Below are 11917 nucleotides of genomic sequence, written 5' to 3' on the forward strand. Positions count from 1 at the left end.
AGGCTGGCGGACGAGCGGCCACGCTCGCCCCACGCCGCCCGCCGGGACCTTGCCGGTGCGCACGACCGACACCGGGAGACCCCATGAAGCGCGCTCGACAGCGCACGACCGCTGCCGCCTCCGCCCTCGGCGTCGCCCTGCTGGTCGCCGCGTGCACGACCGGCGGCACCACGCAGGACGGCGCCGGCACGCAGCCCGCCGGTACGGGTGCCGCGGTGACCGGCGGCGGCCTGCCCGGCTCGCACGTCCACGGCGTCGCGATCGACCCGCAGGACGACCGCGTGTACCTCGCCACGCACGAGGGTCTCTTCCGCTACGACGACGCGGGACCCACGCAGGTCGGGCCCGTCATCGACCTCATGGGGTTCACGCTCGCCGGGCCCGGGCACTTCTACGCGTCCGGACACCCCGGTCCCGGCACCGACCTCCCCAACCCTGTGGGCCTCATCGAGTCCACCGACGGAGGCGAGACCTGGACCCCGCTGTCCCGCCAGGGCGAGTCCGACTTCCACGCCCTGACGGCGTCCGCGGCCGGTGTCGTGGCGTTCGACGGCGCAGCGCTGCAGGCCAGCGACGACGGCACCGCGTGGCGTGACCTGCCCGCGCCGGTCGCGCCGTACGCGATGGACGTGTCCCCCGACGGCAGCACCATCGTCGTGACCCACCAGGACGGGCCCGTGCGGTCCACCGACGCGGGCGCGACGTGGGAGCCGATCGCGGACGCCCCGCTCCTGCAGATCGTCGACTGGGCGGACGACCTCACGGTCGTCGGGGTCACGCCCGACGGGTCCGTCCAGGTCAGCGACGACGCGGGCACGACGTGGCAGGAGGCCGCGCGGGTCGACGGCGCGCCGCACGCGCTCGCCGTGCGCCGCGGCACCGGCGACGCGCTGCGCGTGGTCGTCGTGACCGAGGAGGCCGTGCTCGACTCGACCGACCTGTCCGCCGGCTTCGCGCCGCTCACCCGAGGCTGAGGCCGCCGATGCTCTCCTCCCACCGCCGCACCGCCGCCGGCCTCGCCGCAGCGGCGGGAGCGCTGCTCCTCGCCGCGTGCAGCGGCACCCCGTCCGAGCCCTCCACGGCACCGCCCGCCTCGGCAGTGACCGGCACGGTGTGGGTGGCCGACGAGGGTGACGGCACGCTCACGGCGATCGACGCCGCGACGGCCGAGGTGGTCGCGACCGTGGCGGGCGTCCCGTCGCCGCACAACGTGCAGGCCGCACCGGACGGGGCGACGGTGTGGGCCGTCAGCGGCGGGAACCAGGCGGTCGCCGTGCTCGACGCCACGACGTTCGAGCTGGGCGGCGCCGCCCCGACCGGCGCGGGCCCTGCGCACGTCGTGGTGTCCCCGGACGGCACCGACGTCTACGTGACCAGCTCCGGCGACGACTCCCTGCACCGCTACACCGCAGCCGGTCCCGCCCCCAGCGGGACGCTCCTGCTGAGCGACGGACCGCACGGTCTGCGGCTGTCCGCCGACGGCAGCGTGGCCGTCGTCGCCGCCACGGGGGCCGGGACCGTCGACGTCGTCGACCCCGTGACCCTCACGCGGACCGCGACGATCCCCGTCGGCGCGTCACCCGTGCAGGTGGCGGTCGGTGCGGACGGGCGGCTCGCGTACGTGAGCCTCGCCGGGTCGTCGACGGTCGTCGAGGTCGACCTGGCGGGACGGCGGGTGCTCCGGTCCGTCGCCGTCCCGTCGCCGCCCGTCCAGCTCTACCTGACGCCCGACGGGTCGCGGCTGCTGTCCGCCGACCAGGGCACCCCGGACGCCCCGGGCAGCACGGTGTCGGTGATCGACACCGCGACGATGACGGTGCAGGACTCGATCCGCACCGGCTCCGGCCCGCACGGCGTCGTCGTCGACCCCGGCGGCACGGTCGCGTGGGTCACCAACACGTACGACGACACGGTGTCGGTCCTGGACCTGGCGACGGGCACGGTGACGGCGACCGTCGAGGTCGGCGACCTGCCGAACGGCATCACGTTCACGCCCCGCACCGTGCAGCGCCCGGCCGTGGCGCCGGCGGTGGCCGTGCCGGACTTCGCGGACCCCGACGCCCGGGGTCACGGCGGTGACGGCCACGACCACGGCGCGGCCCCCGCCCCCACCGCGACGTTCCCGGCCGCGCACGCGGACCACGACCACGGCACGGGCGCGGACGACCACGCGGACGGCACGGACCACACCGGCACGGACCACACCGGCGCCGACGCGCACGGTGACGACGCGCACGGTGACGACCACGAGGGCGGCACAGGCGCGTCCGGGCACGACGACGGACACGGCGCCGCAGGTCCCACCCCCGCCCGCCCGCTCGTGCCGGTGCTCTCGACGTTCGTGGCCGTCAACGGCGCCGTGCTCGTCGGCGCCGCGCTCCTGCGCCGGCGTGACCGCGCCCGCCCCCGGCACCGGCCCCGCGCCGCCGGCTCCCCGTCCCCGGCCTGACCGCCGCCCCGCCCCGCCACGCCACCAGGACACCGACATGACGACCCCCACGCTCACCCCGCCGCCCCCCGCCGGGGCCCCCGACCCCGACGTCGACCCGGGCCCCGACCGGACGCCACCGCCGGTGGGCCGCAACCTCATGACGATCCCGTGGGTCGCCCGGTCGCTGCGCTCGGGCTGGTACCCGAAGGTCTTCCAGATCCCCGTCGCTGCGGTCTTCGGCTTCGTCGCGTACCAGCTGCTCGCCGGCCCGGACCGCGCCCACGACAACGCGGGCACGGCGCTCATGTGGGTCCTGTGGTGGCCGGTCGTCCCGATCGTGTTCGTGCTGCTCGGCCGGTTCTGGTGCGCGGTGTGCCCGTTCGGCGCCCTGTCCGACGCGGTGCAGAAGCTGGTCGGCGTCAACCGACCGGTGCCGCGCTTCCTGAAGCGCTACGGCATCTGGATCATCGACGCGTCGTTCCTGCTCATCACGTGGGCGGACCACGTGTGGGGTGTCGTCGAGTCGCCGTGGGGCTCGGGGGTCCTGCTCCTGCTGCTGACGACCGCCGTGATCGCGTCGGGTGCGCTGTTCCAGCGGCGGACGTTCTGCCGGTACCTGTGCTTCCTCGGCGGTCTGTCCGGCAACTACGCGCGGGTCGGCATGGTCGAGCTGCGCGCCGACAGCGCGATCTGCCGGACCTGCAAGGCGAAGGCCGTCTGCTACAACGGCAACGAGAAGGTCGCCGGCTGCCCGCTGTTCACGTTCCCGCGGACGATGGAGGACAGCGCCAACTGCAACCTGTGCGCCAACTGCATCAAGTCCTGCCCCAACGACGCGATCCAGGTCCGCCTGCGCAAGCCGACGTCCGAGCTGTGGTTCATCACCAAGCCGAAGGTCGAGCACTCGTACCTCGCGATGGCGATCATGGGCATCGTCCTCATCCAGAACGTCACGATGCTCGAGGTCTGGACCGACGTGCTCGCCTGGATCGAGGCGACCACCGGCATCACCAGCTACCCCGTGATCTTCACCGTCGCGTTCGCCGTGGCCGTCTCGGTGCCCGTCGGGCTGCTGGCCGTCGCGTCACGCGTCGCCGCCGCTCGCAACCTGGAGAGCACGACGCTGAACTTCACACGGTTCGGGTACGCCCTCATCCCGTTGGACGTGGCGGGTCACCTGGCTCACAACCTCTTCCACCTGCTGGCCGAGGGCGGGTCGGTCTACTACACCGTCGCCAACGTCTTCGGGGCCGGTGTGAGCGGCGACGTCGCCCTGGTCGGCACCGGGACCATCCAGGTGCTGCAGTTCGCGCTGCTGGCACTGGGCGTCGCCGGGTCGGTGTACACGGCGCGCCGCATCGTGCACCGCCGGTACCGCACGGCCCAGCGCCGGCACGCGACGCTCACCCCGTACGTCGCGATCATCGCGCTGCTCGGCGCGGTCAACGTGTGGATGTTCCTGCTGCCCATGGCCCACCGGATGTGACGGGAGGAGAGCCCGTGCCGATCTGGGTGGTCGTCCCCGCGGTCGTGCTGCTGGTCGTCGGGGTGGCGCTGTGGGGCGTGACGCGGCTGTTCCCCTCGCATCCCCGCGGGGTCGGCCCGGGCCAGGGGGACGCGCAGCGAGCTGCCGCGGGTCCCGCCGACCCCCTGGTCAACCGGTCGGCAGCGTGACCGTGAACGTGCTGCCGGCACCGGGCCCGGGGCTCGCCGCGCTGAGGGTGCCGCCGTGCGCGTGGACGAGTGCCAGGCAGATGGCCAGGCCGATGCCCGACCCCCCGTGCGCACGGTCGCGGGCCGTGTCCGCCCGGTAGAAGCGCTCGAAGACGTGCGGCAGGTCCTCCGCCGCGATGCCCTCCCCGGTGTCCCGCACGGTGAGCGTCACGTCCCGCCCGGCCGACGCCGCGCCCACCGTGACCGTGCCACCGGGCGGCGTGTGCCGCAGGGCGTTCGTCACGAGGTTGTCGAGGACCTGGGCGAGGCGCAGCCGGTCCACGAGGACCTCGGGGAGCGACGCCGACGAGTCCTCCCGCAGGTCCACACCGCGCTCGGCCGCCCGCTCGCGCGACGCGGCCACGGCCGCCGCGACCAGGTCCCCGGGGGCGACGTGCTCGCGGTCCAGCGCCAGGTCGCCGCTCTCGGCACGCGTCACCGCGGTCAGGTCGTCCGACAACCGCGTCAGGCGCGAGGCCTGGTCCCGCAGCAGCGCGACCGTCTCCGCGCCGAGGTCCTGCACCCCGTCCTCGATGGCCTCCAGGTACGCGGTGAGGGTGGCGACGGGTGTGCGGATCTCGTGCGCGACGTCGGCGAGCAGCCGACCGCGCAGCCGCTCCCCCTCCTGCAGGCGGGCCGCCATGCTGTTGAACGCGTCCGCGAGGTCGTCGAACTCCCGGCCCATCTGCGGGGGTGGCACGCGGGAGTCGTAGCGACCCCCGCCGAGGCTCGACGCGGCCGACGAGAGCACGGCCAGCGACCGGCCGATCCGCCGCGTGAGGACGAGCGACACGGCGAGGGACGCCGCGGCCGCGGCCGCGAGCGCGAAGCCGAGGGCCAGCGAGCTGGCCGACCGGAACGCCTCCTCCGCGTGCAGCACGGCCTCGTCGTGGTCGCTGAGCCCCGCACGCAGCATGTGCTCGTGGAACACGGCCGGGCCCACCAGGGACGCGACCGCCCACGCCGTGACCGCGCCCGCGGCCATCACCAGCGCGATCGCGGCCAGCAGGCGCCCGGCGAGGCCCGACCGTGGAGGGGCCGTCGGTGCGCTCACCGTCCGGCGCCCATGCGGTAGCCGACGCCCCGGACCGTGCGGACGAACCGCTGCTGCTCCGCCGAGTCACCCAGCTTCTGGCGCACGTGCAGCACGTGCACGTCGACGAGGTGCTCGTCGCCCACCCACCCCGCGCCCCACACCGCCTCGATGAGCGCGCGCCGGCTGAGCACGACGCCCGGACGTGCGGCGAGGGCGGCGAGGACGTCGAACTCCGTGCGGGTCAGGGCCACCGGCTCGCCGTCGACGTGGACCTCCCGTGCGTCCGTGTCGACGGTCAGGGACCCGATGGTCACCGCCGCGCTCGGTGCGGGCGCCGCCGGCCCCGGGGTGCGGCGCGGCCGACGCATGAGCACCCCGACCCGCGCCATCAGCTCGCGCGGGCTGAACGGCTTGGTGACGTAGTCGTCGGCACCGACGGACAGGCCGATGAGCGTGTCGACCTCCTCCGCACGCGCGGTCAGCATGATCACGTAGCAGTCGGAGAAGGTCCGCAGCTGGCGGCACACCTCGACGCCGTCGAGCCCGGGCAGGCCCAGGTCGAGGACGACGACGTCGGGGTCGACCTCCCGCAGCACCTGCAGGGCACCGACGCCGTCGTGGCACACGTGGGTCTCGAAGCCGTCGCGCTCGAGGTACCCGGCGACCAGACGTGCGAGGGCCTGCTCGTCGTCGACGACGACCGCACGACGTCCTCCGGAGGTGCTCACGGCCCCATTGTGTGCTGACGGCGCAGCGCAGGTCCGGCCCGCTGCCGGCACCTTCATCAGAACTTGATCGAACCTCCACGGCGTGTCCGGTCGCAGGGCGCAGGCTCGACGTCCCACCCGTTCGGCGCAGCACGTGTCGGCGGGCCGCCCGCACCCTCGACCCCGGGAGCCCCCATGCACCGCACGTGCCGATCCCTGGCCGCCACCGCTGCTGCCCTCGCGCTGGGCGTCGCGCTGACCGCGTGCGCCGGGCAGGGCGGGACGCCCGCGGCGGGCACGGCGAGCGCGTCGGCAGCCGCGACGGTGGCGGACCACGACGACACCGACACGCAGTTCGCGCAGATGATGATCGTGCACCACGAGGGCGCGATCGCGATGGCCGCCCTGGCCGTCGAGCGCGCGACGGACCCGCGGGTCCGGTCGCTCGCGGAGCGGATCGAGGCCGCGCAGGCACCCGAGATCGAGCGGATGACCGGCTGGCTGGACGCGTGGGGGGAGGCCGCCGTCATGGACCACGGCCAGATGGGCCACGGCAGCATGCCCGCGGCGGGCATGGAGATGGAGGGCATGGACCACGGCCAGGCCATGGGCGTGCTCGACGCGCTCCAGGGCGCCGAGTTCGACGAGCGCTTCCTGGAGCTGATGATCGCCCACCACGAGGGCGCGGTGCTGATGACGGAGGCGGAGCTCGAGGACGGCCGGAACCCCGACGCGCGGGAGCTCGCGCGGGCGATCGTCGACGACCAGACCCGGGAGATCGAGGAGATGCGGGGGCTTCTCGCCTCGGACTGACGCAGCCGATCTCGCCCGGCAGCACCCGGTCGCGCGGGGCACGGCGGGGCGCGGCGGTCAGGCCGCCGCGGCCACGGTCGTGACGCGGCGGGCCCAGGTGACGAGGAGGTCGACGACGCGCTCGTCGAGCGGGCGGCGGATCTCCTCCTTGTAGGCGCTGAGCGACGCGCGCCCGTCCTGCCGGCGCAGCACGTGCGTGACGTCTTGCACGACGTGCGTCTCGACGGGCCCCGCGACGAGCTCGGCGACGGTCGTCAGGTCCGCCGGGTCCACCTGCAGGTCCTTGGAGCCGGTCAGCGCGAGCACGGGGACCGTGATGCGCGGCAGGTCGACGCGCGGGTCGTACGCCATGAACTCACGGTGCCAGCGCGCGTTGATCCTCACGCCGCCGATCCGCGCGACGTCGCCGGTGGTCGCGGCGATGGCCACACGGTTCTGCTCGGTCTTCTTCTCGATGTCCGTGCGCATCAGCCGCAGCACGCCGCGGACGAACGCCGGGAGGTCGCCGGCGACGTTGCGGGACTGCCAGCGCAGGACCTCGAGACCGGGTTGCGCCGAGGTCGAGAGCAGCGCGACGCCCGCGAGGTCGGTGCGGCGCGCGGCCACCTCGATGGCGTGCAGCGCGCCCTCGGAGTGTCCGACGAGCACGAGCCGGGACGCGTCGACCTCGGGCCGGGCCGCGAGCGCGTCGAGCACGGCCGCGACGTCGTCGCCGCTCTCGTGGAAGCCGGCCTCGCGCCAGTCCCCAGAGCTGCGCCCGACGCCGCGCTTGTCGTAGCGGAACGTGGCCAGCCCGGCCTCGCCGAGCGCGACCGCGAGCTGGCGCGTGACGTCGAGACGCATGCGCTTGTGGTTCGAGTCGCGGTCGACCGGGCCGGAGCCCGGCACGAGCAGCACGGTGGGGAACGGGCCGGGGCCGGCCGGGGTGGTGAGGGTCCCGGGCAGGTCGTGCCCGGCCGAGGTGACGGTGAGGGTGGTCTCGGTCATCGTGCAGGTCCTTCGGTGGGGCTCGTGGGGGACGAGGTCGGGGTCAGGCAGCGGCGAGCGCGGCGGCGGTGGCGGTCGCGTCGTCGACGTCGAGCAGGAGGCGGCGGTAGCGCTCGCCCTCGAGGGTCACGCGCAGGGCCGGGCGGCCACGACGGACGGACACGAGGGTGCGCCCCTCCCGGCCGCGCCACGTGCCGATCATGCGCCGCCCGGGCAGGCCGAGGCCGGGGGCGCGCAGCCCGCGCACCGCGGCGAGGCCGTCGTCGACGACCTCGACGGAGCGGACGGACGTCAGCGGGAACGCCGCGTCGCGCAGCAGGCCGGCCACCTTCTCCCCGCGGGTGAGGGCGACGACGAGGGAACCGGAACGAATGTCGATCGTTGTCATGACTGATCCCCTTCCTGATAGTGAGAATGGTGTCAAGACCGATCGTGGGAGAGGCTGGTGCCATGGAGATGTCACCGACGCAGGTGCTGCTGCACCCGGTGCGGCTGCGGATCGCCCAGGCGTTCCTCGGCGAGCGGGCCCTGACCACGTCGGACCTGCGGACGGAGCTGCCCGACGTCCCGCCGGCGACGCTCTACCGGCAGGTCGCCGCGCTCGTCGACGGCGGCGTCCTCGAGGTCGCCGAGGAGCACCGCGTGCGGGGAGCCGTCGAGCGCACCTACCGGCTGCGGACGGGCGCGGCCCACGTCGACGGGGACGCCGCCCGTGCGATGACCGACGACGACCACCGGCGCGGGTTCCTCACGTTCGTCGTCGGCCTGCTCGCGGACATGGACCGCTACCTCGAGCACGACGACCGCGACGTCGTCCGTGACCTCGTCGGCTACCGCCAGCACGCCCTGTACCTCACCGACGACGAGACCGCCGAGCTCGTCACCGAGCTACGCACGGTGCTGGCGCCCCGGCTCGCACAGGGGCCGGGCGACGGACGACGGCGCCGGCTGTTCTCGACCGTGCTGCTGCCGACGGACCCGCCGGCGGGAGCGGCTGCCGACGACTGACCGCCTGCGGCGGCCGGCGGGGCCCCCACGGAGCCGGGCGGCGGTCAGCCCGTCGCGCGGCCGGCGATCGGCGCGTCGCAGGGCTCGTCCGTGAGCGCGGCGACGACCGGGCAGTTCGCGTCCGGGTCGAAGCCGGGCCCGTCGACGAGCGTCGCCAGCGCGTCGCGCGTGCGGCGCAGGTCCCGGATGCGCGCGTCGATGTCCGCGATCTTCGCGCGACCGTGGGCGACGAGGTCGGCGGCGACGCCGCCCGCGCGGGCCTGCTGGGAGAGGACGTCGAGCGACGCGAGCTCGGCCAGCGTGAACCCGAGCTCCTGACCCCGGTGCAGGAACCGCGCACGGCGCACGTGGTCCGCGGTGAACCGCCGGTAGCCGCCGGCGGTGCGGTCGGGCTCCGGCAGCAGCCCGGCGCGCAGGTAGAAGCGGATCGTGGAGACCTTGACCCCCACCTGCAGCGCGACGTCGGCGATGAGCACGTCAGGATGCTACGGACGCGCGGACCGTCACGGCGCGCGCCCGCGCGACCGCGATCCCCTGGACGACGCCCCACCCGACCTCCGGCACGAGCAGCGTCGTCACCAGCGGTGACGCACCGTTCGTCAGTGCGACCAGCATCCCGAGCGAGAACAGCCCGCGGGCCAGGGTGTCGGCGGCGCCGGCGGCGAGCGACGGCCGCAGGATCCGGTACACCGCCCACACCGTGACGACGCTGCCCATGAGCCCGGCGAACAGCACCTGGTACACGTCGTCGGGTGACGGCGTGACACCGTCGAGGCCCAGGCGGTGGTGCAGCGCCCCCAGCCCTCCGAACGCCGCCGCCGCGGTCCACGGCAGGGCGAACGCGACGGTGACGACGAGGTCGTAGACGGCGGAGGCGCGGACCACACGACGGGCGGAGATGCTCATGGCCGCACCCTGCCCCCTGCACCTCGGTGCAGGGTCAACCCGGTTCCCCGCTCGACCACTCGTCAGATGGGGAACCCGCCGGCCGACCAGTGGTCGCGCGACGGCGCCGAGGGCGCCCCGTCAGCCGCCGAAGGGCAGCACCGGGCGCCCTGGCACGTCGACCCGGACGCGGAACAGCGCACCCGCCTCGGGCTCCGGGTCGTCGAGGTTCTCGCGGGACGTCGTGATGTAGAGGTCGCGCAGGTCGGGGCCGCCGAGGGTGCAGGCCGTCGTCTGGTGGGCGGGCACCTCGACCTCGGCGAGCACCTCCCCTGCGGGCGACACGCACCGCACCCGGCCCGCGCCGTGCAGCGCGACCCACACGTTGCCGGCGGAGTCGACGGTGAGGCCGTCGGGGTGGTCGCCGGGACGCGAGAAGAACGGGCGGCGGTTCGTCAACCGGCGGTCGACGACGTCGAACACGTCCGTGCGTCCGGTCGTCGTGTCGTCGTAGTACGCGCGCGTGCCGTCCGGCGAGAAGTCCAGACCGTTGGAGATGGTCACGTCGTCGAGCACCACGTCGACGTCCCCGCCCGGCGTGATCCGGAAGAGCGTGGCGCCACCGGGGTGCGCGTCGTACGCCATCGACCCCGCGTACAGCGCGCCCCACGGGTCGCACGCCCCCTCGTTCATCCGCACACCCGGGTCCGTCCACAGCTCCCGCATGGGGGTCGGCTCACCGTCGGGCGACTCCGCGAGCGCGATCCCCCGCTCCAGCCCCACGACGTACCCGCCCCGCGAGCGCGGTCGCACGAACGCGGCGACGTCCCCCACGTGCAGCCGCTCCACGTCCCCGTCGTCACGCAGCGTCAGCAGGTCGCCCGCGAGCAGGTCGACCCACCGCAGCCCTCCCCACGTCGGTGACCAGCACGGACCCTCGCCGTGGTAGGCGACGGCGTCGGTGACCTGCTCGGCTCGCAGCACTGCTCCTCCTCGGTCGGCTGGCACGAGCCTTCCGTGGCCGGCCGCGCGACGCACGCCGACACCCGGCACGGTCCGCTCCCGACCGGCGGACCTCAGGGAATCGTCCGGGCCGGATCGCCCTCTCGCGGAGCAGGGCGGGGTGACCCGTCCTGGTCAGCGCCGCCAGCGGGCGGCGAGGTCGTCGCGCATGCCCACGGCCGTGCGGCGCCACGTCGCGGCACGGCGGACCACCGTGCCGATGTCCGTGTCCGCGGTGGCCACGTGCCGTACCGGCACGTCGTGCTCCTGCGCGGTCGCGACGACCGTCTCGACGGTGCCCGGCAGCGCGAGCTGGAGCAGGGTCGACGCCGCACCGACGGTCGCCTCGCCGTGGCCGAACCGCCGGCGGTACCGCACGGCGGTCACCACGCGCGACGTGAGGAGCTCGTCCTCGGGGTCGTCGAGGTCGATGTCGCCGTCGTCGGGCGGCAGGACGGCGAGGTACAGCGACAGCAGCAGCTCGCTGATGCGCCGCAGCACCCACCCACGCCCCGGTACCGGGGGGATCACGGTGACGAACTGCGCCAGGTCGGCCTCGAGCGCCTCGGCCGACAGCCGCGTCCACGCCGGCTCCGTGCGGACCTCGACGACGCGGTCCCACGCGACGTCCTTGCCGTCCAGCCCGACCCGCTCCGGCCCGATCGTCACGGCCCCGAACCGGTCGAGCAGGGCGAGCGGTGCGGTGGCGAACCGCGGCAGGAACGGCACGAGCCGCACGATCCCCTGGATCGACACGTCCCACTCCTGCGTCATCGGGTACGACGGGCGCGGGTACGCCTCGATGACGCGCGCCACCCACCCGGCGAGGAGGTCGTCCGTCCCGCCGGCGTGCTCCTCGCCGCCCGGGACGACCTCGGCGCCGGGCTCGACGGGGTCGAGGGCGACCGCCTCCTCGAGCGCGTCCTCGAGGGCCACGAGCAGGTCGGGCGGGTCCGGCGGCTCGGGCACGTCCGCGGCCGCCGTCCCCGCCCCGCCGGTGGCCGGTGCGTCCTGCGGCTGCGGCGCGCGTCGGCCCAGCGCCGGGACGCGCACCGCCGGCAACGACACCTGCGGCAGCGACACCTGCGGGAACGAGATGGGCAGGGAGACCGACGGCAGCGACACGCGTGCCCGACGCGCGGCGAGCATCCCCGCGAGCGTCCGGGCGGCGGGCGCCTCGTCGGCGCTCGCGGGCTCGGTCGGTGGCGCGGGGACGACCGTCGGCTCGCCGTCGAGGCCCGCGGCGGCTGCGGGACCCGGCGGCTCCGGGACGGGGTCGACGACCGGGTCGTCGGGGTCGGTCCCGCGTGTCACTGCGCACCTCCGGCTCGACGA

General features: G+C 75.1%; 14 protein-coding genes. 6 read left to right on the top strand and 8 right to left on the bottom strand.

Annotation, left to right across the window (positions count from 1 at the left end; genetic code table 11):
* Window positions 1-83: 83 nt before the first annotated feature.
* The 4 genes from CFLA_RS17780 to CFLA_RS20605 are packed head-to-tail and all read left to right on the top strand — an operon-like array spanning window position 84 to window position 4105.
* Window positions 84-974, top strand: a complete 891-nt coding sequence (locus tag CFLA_RS17780; RefSeq protein ID WP_013118732.1) for a F510_1955 family glycosylhydrolase — start codon at window positions 84-86, stop codon at window positions 972-974.
* An 8-nt stretch (window positions 975-982) separates the two neighbouring features.
* Window positions 983-2449 (top strand): YVTN family beta-propeller repeat protein, encoded by a 1467-nt coding sequence (locus CFLA_RS21135; RefSeq protein WP_013118733.1) that lies wholly within the window; start codon window positions 983-985, stop codon window positions 2447-2449.
* A 37-nt stretch (window positions 2450-2486) separates the two neighbouring features.
* Window positions 2487-3917 (top strand): 4Fe-4S binding protein, encoded by a 1431-nt coding sequence (locus CFLA_RS17790; RefSeq protein ID WP_013118734.1) that lies wholly within the window; start codon window positions 2487-2489, stop codon window positions 3915-3917.
* 14 nt (window positions 3918-3931) lie between these two features.
* The gene (locus CFLA_RS20605; RefSeq protein WP_013118735.1) at window positions 3932-4105 is read left to right on the top strand and encodes a hypothetical protein; all 174 of its coding nucleotides are present in this window, start codon (window positions 3932-3934) and stop codon (window positions 4103-4105) included.
* Here CFLA_RS20605 and CFLA_RS17795 read toward each other — a convergent pair.
* Both CFLA_RS17795 and CFLA_RS17800 read right to left on the bottom strand, forming a co-directional pair.
* Window positions 4086-5198, bottom strand: coding sequence for a sensor histidine kinase (locus CFLA_RS17795; RefSeq protein WP_013118736.1), 1113 nt, complete (start codon window positions 5196-5198; stop codon window positions 4086-4088). The two genes, CFLA_RS20605 and CFLA_RS17795, sit on opposite strands and share 20 nt — an antisense overlap.
* Window positions 5195-5908: a response regulator transcription factor gene (locus CFLA_RS17800; protein WP_013118737.1), complete on the bottom strand. Its 714-nt coding sequence runs from the start codon at window positions 5906-5908 to the stop codon at window positions 5195-5197. The genes CFLA_RS17795 and CFLA_RS17800 overlap by 4 nt, the downstream gene beginning before the upstream one ends.
* Before the next feature lie 174 nt (window positions 5909-6082).
* Here CFLA_RS17800 and CFLA_RS17805 point away from each other — a divergent pair, with 174 nt between their 5' ends.
* Complete coding sequence (locus tag CFLA_RS17805; RefSeq protein WP_013118738.1) at window positions 6083-6700, top strand: DUF305 domain-containing protein; 618 nt, start codon at window positions 6083-6085, stop codon at window positions 6698-6700.
* 57 nt (window positions 6701-6757) lie between these two features.
* Here the strand turns inward: CFLA_RS17805 and CFLA_RS17810 are convergent, their stop codons facing one another.
* The gene (locus tag CFLA_RS17810) at window positions 6758-7687 is read right to left on the bottom strand and encodes an alpha/beta hydrolase (protein WP_013118739.1); all 930 of its coding nucleotides are present in this window, start codon (window positions 7685-7687) and stop codon (window positions 6758-6760) included.
* 43 nt (window positions 7688-7730) lie between these two features.
* The gene (locus CFLA_RS17815) at window positions 7731-8075 is read right to left on the bottom strand and encodes a hypothetical protein (RefSeq protein WP_013118740.1); all 345 of its coding nucleotides are present in this window, start codon (window positions 8073-8075) and stop codon (window positions 7731-7733) included.
* A gap of 62 nt (window positions 8076-8137) precedes the next feature.
* Between CFLA_RS17815 and CFLA_RS17820 the strand changes: the two genes are divergently transcribed.
* Window positions 8138-8695, top strand: coding sequence for a helix-turn-helix domain-containing protein (locus CFLA_RS17820; RefSeq protein ID WP_013118741.1), 558 nt, complete (start codon window positions 8138-8140; stop codon window positions 8693-8695).
* A gap of 44 nt (window positions 8696-8739) precedes the next feature.
* Here the strand turns inward: CFLA_RS17820 and CFLA_RS17825 are convergent, their stop codons facing one another.
* The 4 genes from CFLA_RS17825 to CFLA_RS17840 form a co-directional block, all read right to left on the bottom strand.
* Entirely contained in the window at window positions 8740-9171 is a 432-nt protein-coding gene (locus tag CFLA_RS17825; RefSeq protein ID WP_013118742.1) for a MerR family transcriptional regulator, read from the bottom strand.
* Window position 9172: 1 nt separating this feature from the next.
* Entirely contained in the window at window positions 9173-9601 is a 429-nt protein-coding gene (locus CFLA_RS17830; protein ID WP_013118743.1) for a hypothetical protein, read from the bottom strand.
* 120 nt (window positions 9602-9721) lie between these two features.
* Window positions 9722-10564: an SMP-30/gluconolactonase/LRE family protein gene (locus CFLA_RS17835; RefSeq protein WP_013118744.1), complete on the bottom strand. Its 843-nt coding sequence runs from the start codon at window positions 10562-10564 to the stop codon at window positions 9722-9724.
* Between the two features lie 153 nt (window positions 10565-10717).
* The gene (locus CFLA_RS17840) at window positions 10718-11896 is read right to left on the bottom strand and encodes a hypothetical protein (protein ID WP_013118745.1); all 1179 of its coding nucleotides are present in this window, start codon (window positions 11894-11896) and stop codon (window positions 10718-10720) included.
* Between the last annotated feature and the right edge of the window lie 21 nt (window positions 11897-11917).

Source organism: Cellulomonas flavigena DSM 20109, from assembly GCF_000092865.1.
GTDB classification, from domain to species: domain Bacteria; phylum Actinomycetota; class Actinomycetes; order Actinomycetales; family Cellulomonadaceae; genus Cellulomonas; species Cellulomonas flavigena.